This is a genomic window from Streptomyces sp. NPDC058812 (genome assembly GCF_042744565.1).
Classification (GTDB): domain Bacteria; phylum Actinomycetota; class Actinomycetes; order Streptomycetales; family Streptomycetaceae; genus Streptomyces; species Streptomyces thinghirensis.
Genome location: NZ_JBHYOB010000007.1, coordinates 101,608 through 122,195, shown reverse-complemented (window position 1 = coordinate 122,195; position 20,588 = coordinate 101,608). Strand labels below are relative to the sequence as shown.

Here is a 20,588-nt window from a genome sequence, read left to right as displayed (position 1 = left end):
GCCGGAGTGCGCCGGTCCGGCACCCGGTGACTCCACGATCCCGCCCCGGCCGTGCCCGGTCGATTACCCGGCGGGTAATGACGTTGACCCAAGACCACCCCTGTGAGACCGGCGGCGGGACATGACAGACTGCGGTGAGTCTTGGGCGCGTTGGGGAGGCGTGGCGTGAGTGAGCGGCGGGCCGCACCCACCGTGGGCCAGGTGGTCCTGGGCAGACGGCTGCAGGAACTCCGGGAGACGGCGGGCCTCAAACGCGAGGCGGCCGCCAAGGTGCTCCGGGTGGCCCCGGCGACCGTGCGGCGCATGGAAATGGCCGAGGTCGCCCTGAAAATACCGTACGTCCAGATCCTGCTGACGGCGTACGGGGTGCCCGCGGACGAGGTCTCGGCGTTCGTGGCGCTGGCCGAGGAGGCGAACCAGCCGGGCTGGTGGCAGCGGTACCACGACGTGCTGCCGGACTGGTTCAGCATGTACGTGAGCCTGGAGGGAGCGGCACGGATCGTCCGCTCCTACGAGCCGCACTTCATCCCGGGGCTGCTGCAGACCGAGGACTACGCACGCTCGGTCCTGGAGGCCGGGACGATCGGCAACGCGGGCCGGGACGCCGTCGAGCGGCACGTGTCGCTGCGCATGGAGCGGCAGCGGCTGCTGGAGGGCGCGGAACCGCCCCACCTGTGGGTGGTCATGGACGAGACGGTGCTGCGGCGCCCGGTGAGCATCGACGGCCGGGTGATGCGCGACCAGTTGGACAAGCTGCTGGAGTTCTCGACACGGGACCGGGTGACGTTGCAGGTCGCCGAGTTCGAGGACGGGCCGCACCCCGGAACGTACTCGCCGTTCACGCTCTTCCGGTTCGCGGAGCCGGAACTGCCCGACATGGTCTTCACCGAGTATCTGACCGGTGCCCTGTACCTGGACTCCCGCGCGGAGGTCTCCGCCCACCTGGAGGTCCTGGACCACATGACGGCACGTGCCGGCTCGACCCAGCGCACCGAGAAGGTCCTGCGCGAGTACCGCGAGAACTTCTGATCCGGCGCCCCGGACACACCAGGCCCCGCACACACCAGGCCCCGCACACACCAGGCCACAGCGCACCAGGCCCCGGCACAGCAGGCACCAGCCCACCAGGCCCAGAGGAGACGACACCGCATGACCGGATCCGACGCCACCCCCGCTCCCATCGACACCAGCCGGCCGCATCCGGCCCGCGTCTACGACTGGTGGCTGGGCGGCAAGGACAACTACCCGGTGGACGAGGAGCTGGCCCGCAGGATCCTCGCGGCGGACGGCACGGCGGTGCGCGGGGCGCGCGCCAACCGCCGGTTCATGCACCGGGCCGTCCGCACGCTCGCCGAGGCCGGGATCCGCCAGTTCCTGGACATCGGCACCGGCATCCCCACCGAGCCGAACCTGCACCAGGTGGCCCAGGCGGTGGCGCCCGAGGCGCGGGTCGTCTACGCCGACAACGACCCGATCGTGCTCAGACACGCCGAGGCGCTGCTGCACGGCTCGGCGGAGGGGTCCACCGAGTACGTCCACGCCGACGTCCGCGATCCGGACCGGATCCTGCGGCTGGCGGGCGAGTCCCTGGACTTCGGCCGCCCGGTCGCCCTGTCCCTGGTGGCCCTGACGCACTACCTCGGCGACGCGGTCGACGGCGACGACGTGCACGGCCTGCTGGGGCGGTACGTCGATGCCCTCGCGCCCGGCAGCTACCTGGTCCTGTCGCAGGTCACGCCCGATCTGAACCCCGAGGCGGTGGGCAAGGCCGCCGGTCTGTTCACTCGCAACGGCACACCGTTCCACCCGCGCTCGCTGACCGAGTTCGCGCGCTTCTTCGACGGCCTGGAGCTGCTGGGCCCGGGCGTCATCCCGGTCACCGGGTGGCGGCCGGACCCGGAGGACGTGGCGGCCCAGGCGGAGGGCATCGTGCCGGTGTACGCGGGGGTGGCGCGCAAGGTCTGACGGGGCCTTGGAGCCGTCGCCCCCTGACCCGTACGGGCCCCGCGAACGGGTGCGCTCCCGCGCCCGCCCCTAGGTTCGAAAGCCAGGGCCTGGGCGATCAAGGGAGCGCACGTGACCGACACGCGGACACCGCCCACCGAGCCGGGCGCGGCGCTGCTGCGTGCGGGACGGTTCTTCCGGCCCGGCACCGCGGCGCCCGACCTGCACAGCATCGGGCTGGTCGGCGGCCGGGAGGCGGACGCCTTCTACCGGGACCGCTGGAGCCACGACAAGGTCGTGACCTCCACGCACGGCGTGAACTGCACCGGCTCCTGCCGCTGGAACGTGTTCGTCAAGGACGGCATCATCACCTGGGAGACCCAGGCGACGGACTACCCGTCGGTCGGCCCGGATCGCCCCGAGTACGAGCCGCGCGGCTGCCCCCGGGGGGCGGCGTTCTCCTGGTACACGTACTCGCCGACCCGGGTGCGCTACCCGTACGTGCGCGGGGTGCTCCTAGAGATGTACCGGGAGGCGAAGGCGCGGCTGTCGGATCCGGTGCTGGCCTGGGCCGACATCCAGGACGACCCGGAGCGCCGGCGCCGCTACCAGCGGGCGCGGGGCAAGGGCGGCCTGGTGCGGGCGAGCTGGGACGAGGCGGTCGAGATGGTCGCCGCGGCCCACGTCCACACCATCCGCACCCAGGGCCCCGACCGCATCGCGGGCTTCTCCCCCATCCCCGCGATGTCGATGGTGTCGCACGCGGCGGGCGCCCGCTTCCACTCCCTCATCGGCGCCCCGATGCTGTCGTTCTACGACTGGTACGCCGACCTGCCCGTGGCGTCCCCGCAGGTCTTCGGCGACCAGACGGACGTGCCGGAGTCGGGCGACTGGTGGGACGCGGCGTACCTGATCATGTGGGGCTCCAACGTGCCGGTGACGCGGACCCCGGACGCGCACTGGATGGCGGAGGCCCGCTACCGGGGCCAGAAGGTCGTGGTCGTCTCCCCCGACTACGCCGACAACACCAAGTTCGCCGACCAGTGGCTGCACCCGCACCCGGGCACGGACGGCGCGCTGGCCCTGGCGATGGGGCACGTGGTCCTCAAGGAGTTCTTCGTCGACCGCGTCACCCCCTTCTTCGACGACTACGTGCGGCGCTTCACCGACCTGCCGTTCCTGGTGACGTTGACCGAGCGGGACGGGGCGTACGTCCCGGCGAAGTTCCTGCGCGCGGCCGACCTGGGGCAGGAGGGTGAGGACGCCCGCTGGAAGACGGTCGTGCTGGACGAGGCGTCGGGCCGCGCGGTCGTCCCCAACGGCTCGCTGGGCTTCCGCTGGAACGAGGCGGACCAGGGGAAGTGGAACCTGGACCTGGGCGACGTACGGCCCCGGCTGAGCCTGCACGGCCACGAGATGGCGTCGGGCGTCGAGGTGCTGCTCCCCCGCTTCGACACCGAGGGCGGCGCGCACGCGCAGGGCCGCGGGGAGATCGTCACACGGGGCGTGCCCGCGACACGGCTGGGCGGGGCGACCGGACCGCTGGTGACGACGGTGTTCGACCTGCTGCTGGCGCAGTACGGCGTGGCGCGGCCCGGGGTGCCGGGCGACTGGCCGGAATCGTACGAGGACGCGGACGCGCCCGGCACCCCCGCCTGGCAGGAGACGCACACCTCGGTACCTGCTGCGGCCTGTGTGCGGATCGCCCGGGAGTTCGCGCGGACCGCCGAGCGCTCCAAGGGCCGCTGCATGATCCTGATGGGCGCGGGCACCAACCACTGGTTCCACTCCGAGACGATCTACCGCGCCTTCCTCGCCCTGCTCCAGCTGACCGGCTGCCAGGGCCGCAACGGCGGCGGCTGGGCGCACTACGTGGGGCAGGAGAAGTGCCGTCCGGTGACCGGCTGGGCGTCGCTGGCCGCCGCGTCGGACTGGTCGCGCCCGCCGCGCCAGATGATCGGCACCGCGTACTGGTACCTCAACACCGACCAGTGGCGCTACGACCGGTTCGGCTCCGACGTGCTGGCCTCCCCGCTGGGCGAGGGACGGTTCGAGGGCATGACGGGCGCGGACTGCCTGGCGCTGTCGGCGCGTACGGGGTGGATGCCGTCGTACCCGACCTTCGACCGCAGCCCGCTGGAGCTGGGCGAGACGTTCGGCGACCCGGTGGCGAACGCGGTGGCCGAACTGCGGGCGGGCACGCTGAGGTTCGCCTGCGAGGATCCGGACGCGCCGCGGAACTGGCCGCGCGTCCTGACCCTGTGGCGGGCCAACCTGCTCGGCTCGTCGGCGAAGGGCGCCGAGTACTTCACCAAGCACCTGCTGGGCACGCACTCCTCGCTGCGCGCCGAGCAGGCCGGGCCCCACGAGCGCCCCCGGGACGTGGTGTGGCACGACGAGGCGCCCGAGGGGAAGCTCGACCTGCTGCTGTCGCTGGACTTCCGGCACACCTCGTCCACATTGCTGTCCGACGTGGTGCTGCCCGCCGCGACCTGGTACGAGAAGCACGACCTGTCCAGCACGGACATGCACCCCTACGTGCACGCCTTCTCCCCGGCCGTGGATCCGCCGTGGCAGACGCGGACCGACTTCGACACGTTCAAGGTGCTGGCGGAGAAGCTGAGCGAGCTGGCCGTCGGTCATCTCGGGGTGCGCAAGGACCTGGTGGCGGCGCCGCTCCAGCACGACACCCCGGGCGAGATCGCCCAGCCGGGCGGGGTCGTACGGGACTGGCGGCGCGGGGAGTGCGCTCCGGAGCCGGGGAAGACCCTGCCGAACCTCGTCGTCGTGGAGCGGGACTACACGGCGATCGGCGCGAAGTTCGCGGCGCTGGGCCCGCTGGTGGAGGCCAAGGGCCTGCCCGCCAAGGGCATCACCCTGAAGCCTGATGAGGAGGTCGACCGACTGCGGCAGATGAACGGCGCGGTGCGCGGCGGCCCCGCCGACGGGCGTCCGGCGCTGGACACGGCGGTGAAGGCCGCCAACACCATCCTGGCCCTCTCCGGCACGACCAACGGACACCTGGCCGTCCAGGGCTTCCACACGCTGGAGGCGAAGACCGGGCAGCGGATGGCCCACCTGGCCGCCGAGCACGAGGGCAAGCGGATCACGTACGCGGACACCCAGGCGGCGCCCGTACCGGTGATCACCTCGCCGGAGTGGTCGGGCAGCGAGGCCGGCGGACGCCGCTACACGGCGTTCACGCTGAACACCGAGCACCTCAAGCCCTGGCACACCCTCACCGGCCGCCAGCACTTCTTCCTCGACCACGACTGGATGCACGAGCTGGGCGAGGCGCTGCCGGTGTACCGGCCGCCGCTGGACATGAGCCGGCTGTTCGGCGAGCCGCAGCTCGGCCCGGACGGGCACCGGGAGGTGACGGTCCGCTACCTCACCCCGCACAACAAGTGGTCCATCCACTCCGAGTACCAGGACAACCTGTTCATGCTGGCGCTGTCCCGGGGCGGCCAGACCATCTGGATGTCGACGAAGGACGCGGACGCGATCGGCGTCGCCGACGACGACTGGATCGAGGCCGTCAACCGAAACGGCGTGGTCGTCGCCCGCGCGATCGTCTCGCACCGCATGCCGCCCGGCACGGTCTACATGCACCACGCGCAGGAACGCACGGTCAACGTGCCGCTCGCGGAGACGACCGGCAAGCGCGGCGGCATCCACAACTCCCTCACCCGCCTGATCCTCAAGCCGACCCATCTCATCGGCGGCTACGCCCAGTTGTCCTGGGCGTTCAACTACCTCGGCCCGACGGGCAACCAGCGCGACGAGGTCACCGTGATCCGCCGCCGCAGCCAGGAGGTCGAGTACTGATGCGCCCGATGGCCCAGGTCGCCATGGTCATGAACCTCGACAAGTGCATCGGCTGCCACACCTGCTCGGTCACCTGCAAGCAGGCGTGGACCAACCGGCGGGGCATGGAGTACGTCTGGTTCAACAACGTCGAGACCCGCCCCGGCCAGGGCTACCCCCGCCGCTACGAGGACCAGGAGAAGTGGCGGGGCGGCTGGGAGCTGAACCGGCGGGGCGCGCTGAAGCTCAAGGCGGGCGGCCGGTTCAGGAAGCTCGCCGGGATCTTCTCCAACCCGAGGCTCCCGGAGATCAAGGACTACTACGAGCCCTGGACGTACGACTACAAGAACCTCACCGACGCCCCGCTCGGCAGCGACTACCCCGTGGCCCGGCCCGTCTCCCAGCTCGACGGCAAGCCGATGAAGATCGGCTGGTCCTCGAACTGGGACGACGACCTGGGCGGCGCCCCCGCCTACGGCGACCTCGACCCGATGGTGGAGCGCACCCGCGAGCAGGCCTCTCAGAAGGTGCGGTTCGCGTACGAAGAGACCTTCATGTTCTACCTGCCGCGCATCTGCGAGCACTGTCTCAACCCGTCGTGCGTGGCGTCGTGTCCGTCCGGGGCGATGTACAAGCGCTCGGAGGACGGCATCGTCCTGGTCGACCAGGACCGCTGCCGGGGCTGGCGGATGTGCGTGACGGGATGCCCGTACAAGAAGGTGTACTTCAACCACCGCACCGGCAAGGCCGAGAAGTGCACCTTCTGCTACCCGCGCATCGAGGTCGGGCAGCCGACGGTCTGCTCGGAGACCTGCGTGGGACGGCTCAGGTACCTGGGGGTCGTGCTGTACGACGCCGACAAGGTGACCGAGGCGGCCTCCACGCCCGACGAGCAGGAGCTGTACGAGGCACAGCTGGGGGTCTTCCTGGACCCCGAGGACCCCGGGGTGCGGCGGGCGGCGGAGGAGGCGGGGATCCCGTTCGACTGGCTGGAGGCGGCCCGGCGCTCCCCCGTGCACGCGCTGGTGAGCAAGTACCGGGTGGCGCTGCCGCTGCATCCGGAGTACCGCACCATGCCGATGGTCTGGTACATCCCGCCGCTGTCGCCGGTGGTGGACGCGCTGACGGAGACCGGGCACGACGGCGAGGACCCGGGCAACCTGTTCGGCGCGATCGACACGCTGCGGATCCCGCTGGAGTACCTGGCGGAGGTGTTCACGGCGGGCGACGTCGGCCCCGTGCGGGCGTCGCTGGAGAAGCTGGCGGCGATGCGCTCCCACATGCGGGCGATCAACCTCGGCGAGGACCCCGACCCGGCCGTCTGCGCGGGCGTCGGGATGCGTCCCCAGGAGATCGAGGACATGTACCGGCTGCTGGCGATCGCCAAGTACGAGGAGCGGTACGTGATCCCGACGGCGGCCGTCGGGGACGCGCACCGGCTGGAGGCGTCGGCCCTCCCGGACACGTGCAGCCTGGACACGGACGGCGGGCCCGGCATGGGCGGCGACGGGCCGTTCGGCCAGGACTCGGGACGCAAGAGGCTGCCGCTGGTGCCGGTGGAGAACTTCCACATCCTGCGCAGGCGGCAGACCACGGACGACGAGAGGGAGGTCTGATCCGATGCCCGGGTTCGAGGTGCTCTACCAGGCGGCGGCGCTCTGTCTGACGTATCCCGACGACGACTTCCGCGCCCGGCTGCCCCTGCTGCGCGAGGCCGCGCCGCAACTGCGCGGCTTCACCGACCACGCGGCCATGACACCGCAGGGCGAGCTCCAGGCCCACTACGTGGAGGTCTTCGACTTCAAGAACCGGCACAGCCTGTACCTGAGCTGGTGGACCGACGGCGACACCCGCAACCGAGGGATGTCGCTGGTCCGCTTCAAGGAGCTGTACCGCGCCCACGGCCTGGAGTTCACCGACGAGGAACTCCCCGACTTCCTCCCGGCGGTGCTGGAGTTCGCCTCCCGCACCGGGGACATCGGCATGCTCACCGAGCACCGCGACGCCCTGGACCAGCTCCGCTCCCGGCTCACCGCCTTCGGCACGCCCTACGCGTGCGTCCTGGACGCCGTGTGCGCCACCCTGCCGCCCGCACCCACCGGAGCCCGCCCGTGACCGCCTTCCTCTGGGGCGTGCTGCCCTACGCCGCGTTCGCCCTGCTGGTCGCCGGTCTGATCTGGCGGCACCGCTACGACCGCTTCGGCTGGACGACGCGGTCCTCGCAGCTCTACGAGTCGAAGCTGCTGAACATCGCCTCGCCCGTGTTCCACTACGGCATCCTGTTCGTGCTGGTCGGCCATCTCGTCGGGCTGTTCGTCCCCGAGTCGTGGACGGACGCGGTGGGCGTGAGCGAGCACGCGTACCACCTTCTGTCGCTGTACGGCGGCACGGCGGCCGGGGTGCTGGCGGTCGCCGGCATCCTGATCCTCATCTACCGGCGGCGCACCAACGCGCCCGTGTTCCGGGCGACGACCGCCAACGACAAGGTCATGTACGTCTTCCTGCTCGGCGCGATCGTCCTCGGCATGGTGGCCAAGCTCGCGCACTCCTCCGGCACCGGCTACGACTACCGGCACACCATCGCGCCGTGGTCGCGCAGCCTGTTCACCCTCCAGCCGAAGACGGAGCTGATGGTGGGGGTGCCGGTGCTGTACCAGGTGCACGCGGTGATCGGGATGGCGCTGATCGCGCTGGTGCCCTACACCCGGCTCGTGCACATGTTCAGCGCGCCGGTGCGGTACCTGGTCCGGCCGTACGTGGTGTACCGGTCGCGCGACCCCAGGCAGCTGGGGCCGCGCCCGGACCGGCGGGGCTGGGAGCGCGCGGGCTCCTGACCGGCTAGGCCAGCTTCGCCGTGAGGGTGATGGTCGTGCCGGTCAGGGCCTGGCTGACCGGGCAGTTCTTCTTGGCGTCCTCGGCGGCGGCGGTGAACGCGTCCTCGTCGAGACCGGGGACGGTGCCCTCCACGGTGAGGTGGATGCCCTTGATGCCCTCACCCGGCTGGAAGGTGACGTCGGCGGAGGTGGTGAGCTTGGTGGGCGGGGTGCCGGCGCCGGCCAGGCCGTGCGACAGCGCCATGGAGAAGCAGCTGGAGTGGGCGGCGGCGATCAGCTCTTCCGGGCTGGTCTTGCCGTTCGCCTGCTCGGCGCGCGACGGCCACGACACCGGCTGCTCGCCGATGCCGGACGAGTCGAAGGTGACGACACCGTTGCCCTCGAGCAGGTTGCCTTCCCAGACGGTGTGTGCGGAGCGCGTGGTTGCCACGGCGGGTCCTCTCGAATTCGCTTGCTGTACCTGGGCGGTGGGAGCCCGGCGGGCGGGTTCCCACCCCCATCCGATCACATTCCGGCTCAGCTCACGCGGAACACCGGTCCCCGGGCGGTGAACGGCAGCCGCGCCCCCTGCGGAATCAGGTAGGCGTGCTCGCGCCGCACCCGCAGTACGTCGCACCAGCCGTCGGTGATGACGAGGACCGGCGCGGTGGGCGGGAAGTCGTCGGCGCGCAGCAGCAGGTCGACGCCGGGCTGGAGCACCGTGCCGCCTCGGCCGTGCACCCGCACCCGGCCGGCGATGTCCGTCACCGGCAGGTATCCGGCGTCGTGCGGTGCCGCGTCGCAGAACACCACCCGGGCGGCGGGCACGTCCCGGGCCTCGGCGTAGGAGGCGATGGCACCGAGCGCCTTGCCGAGCAGGGTGCGGTCCATCGAGCCGGAGGTGTCCAGGACGACGCCGAAGGTGCAGCGGGCGATCTCCTCGGGCGGGAAGTAGCGGCCCGCGCGCGGGATGTCGGGGGTGGCCGCCTGACGCCGCGAGGGGCGCGCGTACGACCGTACGGGCTCGGGGCGGGGCACGAACTCGTCGAACCAGCGGGCGAGCCGCGCGTCCCAGGGCAGTGGCGGGTGGCTGAGGGCGCGGATCTCCTCGACCAGGCCGCCGGGCAGGAAGCCGCGCTCCTGCCGCTGGTGGAGGTCCAGGCCCTGGGCGAGGCCCCGCCGGTAGAAGCCGTCGAGGTCGACGTAGTCGCGGGGCGAGCCGAGCGGGCCGCCGAGGATGTCACCGGTGCCCTTGCCGCGCAGGGTGGCCAGGCGGCGCATGCGGCGCAGGTCGCCGGCGATGCGGTCGTAGACCTCCTCGGCAGACAGGCCCGCCACCTCCGGGTCGTGCAGCAGTCCTTCGGGCATGGTGCCGACCTGCATCTCGACGAGCCAGCCGTTGATGACGTAGTCGCAGGCGACGTTGAAGAGATAGGGGTCGCGGGTGCCGCAGCGGTCGCCGTGGCGCAGGGCGGCGTGCAGCATCTCGTGGGCCAGGATGAAGCGCCACTCCTCGTCGTCGTACCGGCGCAGCGGGTTGACGTAGATCTCGGCGGCCTCGGCGTCGACGGCGGCGACGGAGATGCCGTGGGCGCGGGCGAGTTCGGCGTCGGCGACGAGGGTGATGCCGGACGCGATGCCGCCGAGCAGCGGGTAGGAGGAGACGAACCAGCTCAGGGCCTGCTCCCAGGGGCGCAGGCGGGGCGCCTCGCCGTCCATGGAGTCGCGGCGGCCGCCCGCCATGTCGAGCGCGGTGGAGACGGTTCGGGTGAGCGCGCTCGCGAACGCCGTCTGCCAGTCGGGGGCCCGCCCGAGCCAGCCGTTCCACGGCACGAGCAGCAGGTCGGCCGTGTTGCCCGCGGTGCCGCAGTGCTCGTACACGGCCGGCACCCCGTCCCGGCGCCAGCGCGCGGCGAGCCGCTCCTCGTCGCCGTCGGGGTAGGAGGCGGGGAGGTCGTCCGGGGCGCGGCCGACGCGGAAGCCGAGCAGGAAGCGGTTGACGACGGCGCAGCGTGCGGCGAGGTCGGCGTCGTCCGGCTGGACGCGTTCGCCGGTGGCGGCGGGGACGTGGCCGAAGCCGAGGTGGAGTGCGGCGTGGGCGATGGCCCAGGCCCAGACGGCGGGCTCGGTGAGCCGGTCCGGGTGGGCGTGCACGACGCCGTCGGAGTCGACGCGCACCAGCCCGCCCCGGGGTGCGACGGCGCACTTCTCCCGGCGACAGACGGTGAATCCCACCGCGCTCAGGGACGGGTCGGCGCGGACCAGCCGCAGTCCCGCCTCGAACGCCTCCGCCGCCAGGTCCCGCTTCTTCTTGCCCTTGGTGGCCCGGGCAGGGCTCATCGCCGTGCCTCCACCAGCCGGGGCATGTCGCGGGCGGCCTCGACGAGGAACCAGGCGGGCAGCACCGGGTTGCCGTCGGCGTCGGAGGCGATGACGCTCTGGGCCACCTCGACGGAGATCTCGGCGAGTTGCACCAGCAGGGACTTGGCGCGGTACGCGGTCTGGCGGCCGTTCGCGGACATGTGCTCCTTGCTCGCGGGCAGTTCCTTGACCAGTCGGCCGCGGAAGGACTCGGCCAGGTAGTAGAGCAGGTCCCGGTCCTGGAGGCGGTGCGGCCAGCGGGCCTCGCCCTTGAGGACGGCCTCGATGCCGAACCGGCTGCGGACGATCTTGACGTAGCCGCAGAAGGCGGTGGCGTGGGCGGGGGTCAGCGTGCCGTGCGCGAGGACTTTCAGGGTCTCCTCGTCGAGGTCGCGGCCGAAGGAGTGCAGGGCGTCGGAGAGCATGTGCCAGGAGCGCGGGGTGGAGAACGGCTCCTCGGTCTTGGGCGGCTTGGACCACAGGTGGTCGGGGCGGTCGGTGAGGTGGTCCGTGATCCAGGGGTGGATGCCGTTCTCGCCGGCCCAGGCGAGCCAGTCCTTGGCGGAGGCGTCCAGGTGGACGTGGGTGAGGCGGTTGACCAGCGCGGAGGCGATGGGGCGGGCGAGGGCGTTGTCGGTGGCGCGGTTGCCGGCGCCGATGACGATGGAGCCCTTGGGCAGCTCGTAGGAGCCGATGCGCCGGTCCAGGATGAGGGAGTAGAACGCCTTCTGCACGTCCGGGCCGGCCGCGTTCAGTTCGTCCAGGAACAGGCAGTACGGCTCGTCGCGGGCGATGGACTCGGGCGGGCAGAACACCGACCGGCCGTCCCGGATCTGCGGTACGCCGATCAGGTCCTCGGGCGCCAGCTGGGTGCCGAGCAGGCTCACGCACTCCAGGCCCAGCGAGTCGGCGAAGTTCCTCACCAGGGAGGACTTGCCGATGCCGGGTGCGCCCCACAGGAAGACCGGCCGCACGGTGGCGAGGCCGAGCAGCAGCTCCGGGAGTCGGGCGGGAGTGACGGTCACGGCGGCCTGCACGCAGGGGCTCCTCGGGCTGCTGTTCGAAGCGGACCCGCACCAGTGTGGGCGGGACGGGGCCCGTGCGCAGCCGAATTACCGCCCGGTGGGCCCCTCCGCGCGCCGCCTGCGGGCCGCCATCACGGCGTAGACCAGTACACCCGCGAACAGGAACAGGACGCCCTGGTACACCGCCGCGTAGCCGGCGCCGGCGACCAGCCAGAGGGAGAAGGCGGCCGCGACCGCGGCGATCACCCCGTCCCTTACCAGCCGTGCCCGGTCGACCTTCTCGCCCTGCCCGGAGACCAGGTGGAAGATCTGCGCCGCGGTCGCCAGCAGGTACGGCACGGTCGCGGTGAAGGTGGTGACGAGCACGAGCACCTCGAAGACCTTCGCCGAGCCCGACGTGTAGTTGTAGACGGTGAGGAGGGAGGCGAGGACGACGGTGACGCCGACGCCGACCGTGGGCACGCCGCGCCGCCTGCGCGCGAACGCGGCCGGGAAGAGACCGTCCTTCGCGGCGGCGTACGGGGTCTGGGCGCTGAGCAGGGTCCAGCCGTTGAGGCAGCCGGTCATCGACACCAGGGCGGCCAGCGCGACGGCCCAGCCGCCCCAGGCGCCGCCGAACATGGCGTTCACGGCGTCGGAGAAGGGCGCGGTCGAGGTCACCAGGCGGTCGTGGGAGACGGTGCCGAAGACGGAGAGCGTGCCCAGCAGGTAGACGAGGGCGGCGCCCGCGGTGCCGATGACCGTGGCCCGGCCGACCGTGCGGCGGGGGTCCTTCACCTCGCCCGCGCTGACGGCGGCGGACTCCACGCCGAGGTAGGAGAAGAGCAGGATGGCGGCGGCGGCGGAGACCGCGCCGATGCCACTGCCGCCGCTCGCGTTGAACGGGCCGAGGTTGTCCGGGTCGAAGAAGAACAGCCCGCCGACCGCTACGAGCAGCAGCGGCGCGAACTTCAGAACCGTGGACACCAGCTGGACGGCGCCCACGTAGCGGGTGCCCGCGAAGTTGGCGAGCGCCGGCAGCCACTGGATGACGAGCGCGGCCAGGCACGCGGTCCAGCGGTGGTCGTTCACCGGGATCAGGACGTCGAGGTAGCCGACGGCGGCGACGGCGAGCGCGGCGTTGGACACCCAGGTGGTGATCCAGTACGCCCAGGCGGCGAGGAAGCCGGCGAAGTCGCCGAACGCCTCGCGGGCGTAGACGTAGGGACCGCCGGTGCGCGGGTCGCGGGCGGCGAGGCGCCCGAAGACCAGGGCGAGCGCGATGGCGCCGACGGTCAGGACGCCGAAGGCGAGCAGGCTGATGGTGCCGAAGGGGGCGACGGAGGCCGGGAGCAGGAAGATGCCGCCGCCGATGATGTTGCCCATGACCAGGGCGGTGGCGACGGGGAGCCCGAAGCGGCGGGCGTGCCTGCCGTTGCCGGGAGCGGGGGCCGCGGGGGTCTCCTGCGACGCCGGAGCCGGTGGGGGGACGGTCCCGGTGACGTGCATGGGGTGGGGCGCCTTCCTTGGAACTGGTGCCCGGGATCGCCGGGGCGGCGCCCATGGTCGGGCACGGTCCGGCACGGCTCCAAATCAGGCGCTTTTGTCCTGCACGACCCCGTCCGGGACCGGAAAAGGTGCGCCCTCGACGGCCCTGGACCGGGAATCCTCCACGGGCACCTGCGGGCCGTTCGACTCGCGCAGCCAGCGGCGCAGGACCCGGTGCACGTGCTCCGCGCCGACAATCTCCGCCCCCTCCGCGACCGGCGCGGACAGGACGACCGGCGACAGCAGGAAGGCCCGCGACTGGGCACCGCCGAGTCCGCCGTGGGAACCGATCTGCTCCTCGAAGGCCAGGACCTCGCCGTCGGCCGGGTCGTGGAAGGAGTTGACCATGATGTCGGCGGTGTGCGGGAAGGAATGCGTGCGGCGGACGGCGTCGGCGGCGCCGGGTCCGAAGGGCGCGAGCGGGCCGGGCTCCTCGTCGAGCCGGTCCAGGGGGATCTCCGCGCCGCGCGCGCCGAGCACGAGACCGCCGTGCTTCTCGCTGTCGACCAGCAGGAAGCCGACGCCGGGATGGTTGGCGAGGGTCGGCAGCAGGGCGGGGTGGCGGGCGTCGATCTCCTCCCGCGTCATCCGGTGGCGCACGTCCGGGAAGGAGACCAGGCCCAGGTTCCCGGAGGCCAGGACGATCGGCTCCGAGCGGCGGCCGGTGGGGGTGTCGGCGGGGCGCTGCTGCTCGGCGCCCTCCTCGACCGGCCGGTGCAGGGCGGCCCGTACGGTGTTGCGCGCCTCGGCGCCGCTGCGGGTGCGCTGCGCCCGGCGCGGCACGGGCAGTCCGCACCCGGCCCGCACCAGGTCGCCGAGGGTGAGGCCGTAGCGGGCGCGGAAGGTCTCGCCGGGGCTCTGGCCGTGGTCGGACAGGACGACGATCCGGTACTTGCGGGGCGCGTGCTCGGCGACCTTCTCGATCAGCGCGAGGGACCGGTCGAGCCGCTGGAGGACCTTCGCGGCGTCCCGGCTGTCCGGCCCGGAGTGGTGCGCCACCTCGTCGTACGCCACCAGGTCGGCGTAGACGGCGGTGCGGCCGGCGAGCATGTCGCCCATCACCGCGGCGACGACGACGTCCCGTTCGACGACGGTCGCGAAGGCGCGGACGAAGGGGTAGAGGCCGCCGCGGGAGACGTGCGGGCGGACCTTGTGCACGCGCGCGCGGGTGGACTGGCCGATCTCGCGGCCCACCTCGGCGACGAAGGACATCGCGGTGCGAACGGCGTTGGCCGGGTCGGAGAAGTAGGCGAAGTAGCCGGACCGGGAGCGTGTCTCCCGGCTGCGGCGGCGGGTGGCGATGGAGAGCACGAGGGCCTGCTCGTCGGCGCCGCCCCCGAAGAGGTTGCCGCGGCTGGCGCCGTCGAAGGTGAGCAGTCCGCCGTCGCCGGTGTGCTTGACGGCGCGGTGCTGGAGTTGGGCGGCGCTGGTCGGGCGGTTGCAGACCACGACCTCGCCGCTGTCCTTCTCGAACCAGCGGAAGGCGGGGACGTCGTGGTTGGAGCCGTGCAGGATGCCGAGCTGGCTGGCGCCGGTCTGGCTGGACCAGTCGGTGCGCCACAGGGCGAGCCGGTGGGTCGCGGGGGTGCCGTCGCGGCCGAGCCAGCGGGCGACGGTGGGCATGGCGCCGCTGTCGGCGGCGGCCAGCAGGACGTCGTGGCCGACGCCGTCCAGTTGCAGGAAGAGGGTGCCGGGGCCGGACGGACAGGGCGGGCCGGATCTGCGGCGGCGGTCGGCGAGCCGGTAGAGCCGGCGCCGGTAGGCGTCGTCGTCGCGCACGACCAGGGCGCCGCCGGTGGCGGAGGCGACGGCGGACATGACGGCGGCCACCACGACCGCCGTCTCGGGGGCGACGCCGCCGCGCCCCGCCGGGTTCACGTCGATCGCGAGGAGCAGCAGCCCGCCGTTGAGGAAGAAGACCAGCAGCCCCAGGACGAGCGCCGGTACCAGGAGCAGCAGCCGGACCATCAGCGGCCACACCAGGGCGGACAGCAGACCGAAGGCGCCGGCGCCGACCGCGGCGGTCATGGCGATGTCGGTCGCGCTGTCGCCGTCGGGCGACTGGAGCCGGAAGTCCGGCAGGATCCCGGCGAGCACGAGCATGGTGAGGGTGGACACGGCCCACACCGCGACACTCCGCCCCATCTGACTGGCGACCCGGCGCCAACGCCCTCCACCCACGCTCCGCACACCTCACGTCCCGGCCCGTCGTCGGCACGGGCCTGCCCCACCCTGTCACAACGGTCCGGAGCACCCGTTTGTCCCCCCGGGTCCGGTTCACACCCCGTGGCCGGGGTCAGCGGCCGTCGTACCCCGCCGTCGGCATCGACAGTCTGCGGTGGACGCACGCCTTCATTCCGGCGTCGTAGGACGGTTCGGCGTGGCCGACCGTCTCGATCCGGACGCCGCGCCGCGCGCACTCCGCGGTGAACTCCTCCACCGACGACAGCGCGCTCTCGAGGACCCGGCGGCTGGGCGCCACGAACAGGTCGTGCCCGGGGCGGACACCGTCCCACAGGGCGTCGTGGTCGGGTCGCAGGCCGCGTACCAGCAGTTCCCTGTCGACTACGTATCCGTTCTCCGCGGCCCAGCGGGCGCACATGGCGTGCTGACTGCGGGAGTCGACCAGGAAGGGATCGTCGTCCAACTGCTCCAGCGGCGTCAGACTCGCGATCGCCGTCACCCGCACCAGCCCCATGGGGTCTCCCTCACCTCCCGTTTTCGCCGCCGACCCTACTCCTGGACGTAGGCTTCGGGGAGTCGCGCGAAGGAGGCGAAGAGGTGCCGGTGGAGCTCACGTGGTGGGGTCACGCCACCTGCACGGTCGAGGATTCGGACATCCGTGTGCTCACCGACCCTCTGTTCGTCCGCAGGCTCGCCCATCTGCGGCGCAGACGGGGCGCGCTGCCCCCGTCGGACGCCTGGCGCGCGGACGTGGCGCTCGTCTCCCACCTGCACGCCGACCACCTGCATGTGCCGTCGCTCGCGCGGCTCGCGCCGGGCACGCGCCTGCTCGTGCCCCGGGGCGCACGACGGGCGGTGCCCGGACTGCGCCGGCTCGGGCACCTGGAGGTGAGCGAGGTGGCTCCCGGCGACGAAGCGACCGTCGGGGACCTGCGGATACGGGCGGTGCCGGCCCGGCACGACGGGCGGCGGCTGCCGGTCGGACGGCAGCGCTCCCCCGCGCTCGGCTATGTCGTCGAGGGCGCGGCACGGACGTACTTCGCCGGGGACACCGGTCTGTTCGACGGCATGGAGAAGGAGGTCGGGCCGGTCGACGCGGCGCTGCTGCCGGTGGGCGGCTGGGGGCCGTACCTGGGCGCGGAGCACCTGGACGCGGGGCGGGCCGCCGAGGCGCTGGCCCGGCTGGCGCCGCGCACGGCGGTGCCGGTGCACTACGGCACGTACTGGCCGATCGGGATGGACGCCGTGCGCCCCCACGAGTTCCACACGCCGGGTGACGAGTTCGTGCGCCTGTCGGCGCTGCGGGCGCCGGGGGTGGCGGTGCACCGGCTGGAGCACGGCGAGAGCGTGCGGGTGGAGGTCTCGCGGTGAACTGGCTGGGCGCCGCCGTGACGAGTGTCCCGGCCGAACCGACCCAGCAGGCGTTCGGTTATCCCTCGCTGTTCCTGCTGGTGCTGATCGGGGCACTGGTGCCGGTGGTACCGACGGGCGCGCTGGTGAGTTCGGCGGCCGTGGTCGCGATGCACCAGACCCTGCCGTTCTCGATGCTGATGGTGTTCGCGACGGCGTCGCTGGCCGCGTTCTGCGGGGACATGGCGCTGTACTGGCTGGGCCGGCGGGGCGTCGGCTCGAAGAACGGCTCGCGCTGGCTGGAGACGATCCGGTCCCGGGCGCCCGAGGACCGGCTGGAGCAGGCCCAGGACAAGCTCGCCGAACACGATGTCGCGGTGCTCGTGCTGTCCCGGCTGGTGCCGGCGGGGCGGATACCGGTGATGCTGGCCTGTCTGCTGGCCGAGTGGCCGCTGCGCCGGTTCGCCCGGGGCAACCTTCCGGCCTGCCTGGCCTGGGCGGTGACGTACCAGCTGATCGGCGTCCTGAGCGGCGCCCTGTTCAGCAAGCCGTGGGAGGGCGTGGCCGCGGCGGTCGCGCTGACGGTACTGGTCAGCGGGGCGCCGAGCGTGTGGCGGCGGTTTCGGGGGCCGGCGAAGGCGTAGGCCCTGCCGGGCGGTTCGGGGCACGTGGGAAGCGGCGGTGCGGCACGAGGGGCCGGGCCAGACCGGGCCGGCCCCGGGGCGTGCCGTCGTTCGCCGGAGGGGCGGCCGCCCGGGGAGCCCGGCAGGGGAGGCACCCGCGGGCTGAAGCCGCGTGTCCGGCCGTGAGACGAGGGAAGCCCCCGGCTCACGGCCGCGCCGGGGCCGCCACGCGCGGCATGGACCTCCTCGCATGACCTCCACGCACGGCATGGACCTCCTCGCGCACGGCCGCGGCGTGCGCGAGCGCGCGGACGGACGCGCGGTGGGCCGGCACCGCCCCCGTCCCCGCGTTCGGCCCCTGCCCGCGGGGCACCGGGCGGCCGGCCTCGGTCACTCCAGCACGCGGGAGCCGCCGACCGGGAGGTCCCACAGGTGCTCCCGGGGCAGGCCCGCCCGCTGCCAGGCGGCGCGTACGCGGGTGAGCGGTTCCAGTACCGGTTCCGCGGACAGGACGAACGTGCCCCAGTGCATCGGCGCCATCCGGCGGGCGCCCACGTCCTGGGCGGCCCGCACCGCCTCCTCCGGATCGCAGTGCACGTCGCTCAGCCACCAGCGGGGGTCGTAGGCGCCGATGGGGAGCAGGGCGAGGTCGATGCCGGGGTAGCGGCGGCCGATGCGGGTGAACCAGTGACCGTACCCGGTGTCACCGGCGAAGTACACGCGCCGGCCGTCGGGGTCGGTGAGGACCCAGCCGCCCCACAGGGTGCGGCAGGTGTCGGTGAGGGTGCGCTTGGACCAGTGGTGGGCCGGTACGAAGTCGAAGCGGACGCCGTCCAGTTGCGCGGCCTCCCACCAGTCCAGTTCGGTGACGCGTGTGAAGCGGCGGCGGTGGAACCAGCGGCCGAGCCCGGCCGGGGCGAAGACGGGGGTGTCGCGCGGGAGCCTGCGCAGGGTCGGGGCGTCCAGGTGGTCGTAGTGGTTGTGGCTGATGACGACCGCGTCCACGCGGGGCAGGGCGCTCCAGGGGACGCCGACGGGGGTGACGCGGGCCGGGGTGCCGAGGATGCGGCGGGACCAGACCGGGTCGGTGAGGACGGTGAGCCCGCCGACGCGCACCACCCAGCTGGCGTGTCCCGCCCAGGTGACGGCGACGGTGCGCGCGTCCACGCGGGGCAGCGGGCCGGGGGCGTAGGGCAGCCGGGGGATGTCGGTGAGCCCCTCGGGGCCGGGTCTCACCGCGCCCTCGCGGGCGAATCTGGCGAAGGCCTTCAGGCCGGGGAGCGGCGCGGTCAGCCGGTCGTGGAAGGTGCGCGGCCACACCCGGTGCTCGGCCATCGGCCGGGGTTCGGCGAGCGGCGGGTACGAGGGGGCCGAGGAGGACGTGGACGGTGACGCGTCGGTGTCCTCGGTGTCCTCGGTGGGCGTAGCCGTGGGCGTAGCCGTGGGCGTAGCCGTGGACGTGGGCGTGCGCGTGGTCGACCGGGGCTGCTGCGTCATCGAGGAGGCTCCCATCGCTGAGCGTCGCGGAGATCGTCGAAGACCGACTTCAGACCGATCAACGCGCGTTGCACGTGTGGCAGTTCCAACGGGTCGGGGGACGTGAGACATTCCGCGCGCTGCTCGTCGGTGCCGCCGTCGAGCAGCGGGCCGGTGGCGAGCCGCACGCGCGGAGCCGCGAGGTCGTCGCCGAAACGGTGGCCGCCCGGGGCGGGCATGCCGAGCCGGGCGGTGAGGAAGTCCTCCAGTTCCTGGGCGTCACCGACGCCCTGGGCGCCGAGCGCGTCGCGCAGCGGACCGAGGTCGGCGTACAGGTGGCGGCCGGCCTGCGGGGGCCGGGCGGTGGCGCCCGCGGCGACGACGGCGGCGTGCACGGCGGCGGCCACGCGCGCGTGCAGGCGTACGGCGGCCGACCGGCGGGCGGTGACCGGCTCGGGTTCGGCGAGCGCGTACCCGGCCGCCGCGGCGACGGGCGCGGCGACGTTGGCGCCGAGCGCGGTGAGCACGTCGAGCACGCGCGCGTGCAGGCCGTCCCCGGCGGCGGACGCGGGGAAACGGGCGACGGCGGCCGGCCAGCCCGGCGGCAGCAGCGCGCCGGCCAGGTCGGTGACGACGGTGACCCGTTCGGGCAGCATCTCGGCGGGGCTGAGCAGCACGGTGGCGTGCGGGTCGTGCAGGGTGTCCCGCCAGGTCTCGTCACTGACCAGGTGCAGTCCCTCGCCGGTGGCGGCCTCGACGGTCTCGTGCAGCAGTTCGGGCGGCGCGACGGTTCCGGTGGGGTCGTCGGCGACGGACAGCACGAGCAGGCGGGGGTCGCCGCCCTCGGCGCGGACCCGGCGGACGGTTTCCAGGAGGGCGTACGGGTCGGGGACGCCGCCGGACTCGGCCGGGGTCGGCACGTGGAAGACGGGTCTGCCCAGCAGCCGCGCGTACGGCGCCCACCAGGCGGCGCAGGGGCGGGGCACCAGGACGTCGCCGCCGAGCGCGGCGGTCAGCGCGAGCAGCAGGGCGTTGGCGCCGGGGGCGGCGGCCACGTGGCCGGGCTCGGTGGGCAGGCCGCGCCGGTCCCAGTAACCGCAGGCGGCGTTCAGGAGGGGCGGGGCGCCGCCCGCCGGTTCGTCGTGGCCGCGGCCCGCGGCGGCGGCGAGTACGGCGGACAGTTCGGGCAGCACGGGCAGTCCGTCGTCGGGGAGGTGCGGGCCGTAGCGGACGGGGCCGTGCTCCACGGGGTCGTGCCCTGCGGAGCCGTGCCCTTCGAAAGCATGCCCTACGGCGCCATGGCCTTCGGAGCCGTGCCCCTCGGAGCCGCGCCCCACGGCGCCATGGCCTTCGGAGTCCGTCCGCCGCATGCGTGCCTCCGCGCAGTCCGTGGTGCCGTGTCCCGTCGCCGCCCGGCCGGGTGCTCTTTCCTCGGTCGTTGCTCCAAGTACCCACCGTGCGGCCCTGCCATGGCTGTG

General features: G+C 73.3%; 16 protein-coding genes. 8 read left to right on the top strand and 8 right to left on the bottom strand.

The genetic code is table 11. The features are described from left to right. Window positions 1–165 precede the first annotated feature (165 nt). From ACFW48_RS16350 to narI, 6 genes are all read left to right on the top strand, one after another. Window positions 166–1,029 (top strand): helix-turn-helix domain-containing protein, encoded by an 864-nt coding sequence (locus tag ACFW48_RS16350; RefSeq protein ID WP_386315154.1) that lies wholly within the window; start codon window positions 166–168, stop codon window positions 1,027–1,029. A 120-nt stretch (window positions 1,030–1,149) separates the two neighbouring features. Beyond that, window positions 1,150–1,965, top strand: a complete 816-nt coding sequence (locus tag ACFW48_RS16345) for an SAM-dependent methyltransferase (RefSeq protein ID WP_386315152.1) — start codon at window positions 1,150–1,152, stop codon at window positions 1,963–1,965. Between the two features lie 111 nt (window positions 1,966–2,076). After that, window positions 2,077–5,772: a nitrate reductase subunit alpha gene (locus tag ACFW48_RS16340; protein ID WP_386315151.1), complete on the top strand. Its 3,696-nt coding sequence runs from the start codon at window positions 2,077–2,079 to the stop codon at window positions 5,770–5,772. Then, on the top strand, window positions 5,772–7,367 hold the full coding sequence (gene narH, locus ACFW48_RS16335; protein WP_386315149.1) for a nitrate reductase subunit beta: 1,596 nt from the start codon (window positions 5,772–5,774) through the stop codon (window positions 7,365–7,367). The genes ACFW48_RS16340 and narH overlap by 1 nt, the downstream gene beginning before the upstream one ends. A 4-nt stretch (window positions 7,368–7,371) precedes the next feature. Continuing rightward, window positions 7,372–7,866, top strand: coding sequence for a nitrate reductase molybdenum cofactor assembly chaperone (narJ, locus tag ACFW48_RS16330; protein ID WP_386315147.1), 495 nt, complete (start codon window positions 7,372–7,374; stop codon window positions 7,864–7,866). Further along, window positions 7,863–8,585, top strand: coding sequence for a respiratory nitrate reductase subunit gamma (gene narI / locus ACFW48_RS16325; protein WP_386315146.1), 723 nt, complete (start codon window positions 7,863–7,865; stop codon window positions 8,583–8,585). The genes narJ and narI overlap by 4 nt, the downstream gene beginning before the upstream one ends. Window positions 8,586–8,589: 4 nt before the next feature. Here the strand turns inward: narI and ACFW48_RS16320 are convergent, their stop codons facing one another. The 6 genes from ACFW48_RS16320 to ACFW48_RS16295 form a co-directional block, all read right to left on the bottom strand. Next, on the bottom strand, window positions 8,590–9,015 hold the full coding sequence (locus tag ACFW48_RS16320) for an OsmC family protein (RefSeq protein ID WP_386315144.1): 426 nt from the start codon (window positions 9,013–9,015) through the stop codon (window positions 8,590–8,592). 86 nt (window positions 9,016–9,101) lie between these two features. Then, on the bottom strand, window positions 9,102–10,904 hold the full coding sequence (locus ACFW48_RS16315; protein WP_386315142.1) for a hypothetical protein: 1,803 nt from the start codon (window positions 10,902–10,904) through the stop codon (window positions 9,102–9,104). Next, the gene (locus ACFW48_RS16310) at window positions 10,901–11,962 is read right to left on the bottom strand and encodes an ATP-binding protein (RefSeq protein WP_386315140.1); all 1,062 of its coding nucleotides are present in this window, start codon (window positions 11,960–11,962) and stop codon (window positions 10,901–10,903) included. The genes ACFW48_RS16315 and ACFW48_RS16310 overlap by 4 nt, the downstream gene beginning before the upstream one ends. Window positions 11,963–12,037: 75 nt before the next feature. Beyond that, window positions 12,038–13,438: an amino acid permease gene (locus tag ACFW48_RS16305; protein WP_386315138.1), complete on the bottom strand. Its 1,401-nt coding sequence runs from the start codon at window positions 13,436–13,438 to the stop codon at window positions 12,038–12,040. 84 nt (window positions 13,439–13,522) lie between these two features. Further along, complete coding sequence (locus tag ACFW48_RS16300; protein ID WP_386315676.1) at window positions 13,523–15,622, bottom strand: phage holin family protein; 2,100 nt, start codon at window positions 15,620–15,622, stop codon at window positions 13,523–13,525. Between the two features lie 151 nt (window positions 15,623–15,773). After that, a complete protein-coding gene (locus tag ACFW48_RS16295; RefSeq protein WP_386315136.1) occupies window positions 15,774–16,175 on the bottom strand; it encodes a hypothetical protein in 402 nt (133 codons plus the stop codon). 83 nt (window positions 16,176–16,258) lie between these two features. Here ACFW48_RS16295 and ACFW48_RS16290 point away from each other — a divergent pair, with 83 nt between their 5' ends. Beyond that, window positions 16,259–17,032: an MBL fold metallo-hydrolase gene (locus tag ACFW48_RS16290; RefSeq protein WP_386315134.1), complete on the top strand. Its 774-nt coding sequence runs from the start codon at window positions 16,259–16,261 to the stop codon at window positions 17,030–17,032. Further along, complete coding sequence (locus ACFW48_RS16285) at window positions 17,029–17,655, top strand: DedA family protein (RefSeq protein WP_386315132.1); 627 nt, start codon at window positions 17,029–17,031, stop codon at window positions 17,653–17,655. Before ACFW48_RS16290 ends, ACFW48_RS16285 begins: the two co-directional genes overlap by 4 nt. A 369-nt stretch (window positions 17,656–18,024) precedes the next feature. On the opposite strand, the gene ACFW48_RS16280 is transcribed toward ACFW48_RS16285, so the two are convergent. Then, window positions 18,025–19,131, bottom strand: coding sequence for an MBL fold metallo-hydrolase (locus ACFW48_RS16280; RefSeq protein ID WP_386315130.1), 1,107 nt, complete (start codon window positions 19,129–19,131; stop codon window positions 18,025–18,027). Then, window positions 19,128–20,480, bottom strand: coding sequence for an aminotransferase class I/II-fold pyridoxal phosphate-dependent enzyme (locus tag ACFW48_RS16275; RefSeq protein ID WP_386315128.1), 1,353 nt, complete (start codon window positions 20,478–20,480; stop codon window positions 19,128–19,130). Before ACFW48_RS16275 ends, ACFW48_RS16280 begins: the two co-directional genes overlap by 4 nt. Between the last annotated feature and the right edge of the window lie 108 nt (window positions 20,481–20,588).

Coding starts and splice junctions, on each gene's coding strand:
- ACFW48_RS16345 (WP_386315152.1), top strand. CDS start 1,150: ATGACCGGATCCGACGCCACCCCCGCTCCCATCGACACCAGCCGGCCG.
- narH (WP_386315149.1), top strand. CDS start 5,772: ATGCGCCCGATGGCCCAGGTCGCCATGGTCATGAACCTCGACAAGTGC.
- narJ (WP_386315147.1), top strand. CDS start 7,372: ATGCCCGGGTTCGAGGTGCTCTACCAGGCGGCGGCGCTCTGTCTGACG.
- ACFW48_RS16315 (WP_386315142.1), bottom strand. CDS start 10,904: ATGAGCCCTGCCCGGGCCACCAAGGGCAAGAAGAAGCGGGACCTGGCG.
- ACFW48_RS16305 (WP_386315138.1), bottom strand. CDS start 13,438: ATGCACGTCACCGGGACCGTCCCCCCACCGGCTCCGGCGTCGCAGGAG.
- ACFW48_RS16300 (WP_386315676.1), bottom strand. CDS start 15,622: ATGGGGCGGAGTGTCGCGGTGTGGGCCGTGTCCACCCTCACCATGCTC.
- ACFW48_RS16295 (WP_386315136.1), bottom strand. CDS start 16,175: ATGGGGCTGGTGCGGGTGACGGCGATCGCGAGTCTGACGCCGCTGGAG.
- ACFW48_RS16280 (WP_386315130.1), bottom strand. CDS start 19,131: ATGACGCAGCAGCCCCGGTCGACCACGCGCACGCCCACGTCCACGGCT.
- ACFW48_RS16275 (WP_386315128.1), bottom strand. CDS start 20,480: ATGCGGCGGACGGACTCCGAAGGCCATGGCGCCGTGGGGCGCGGCTCC.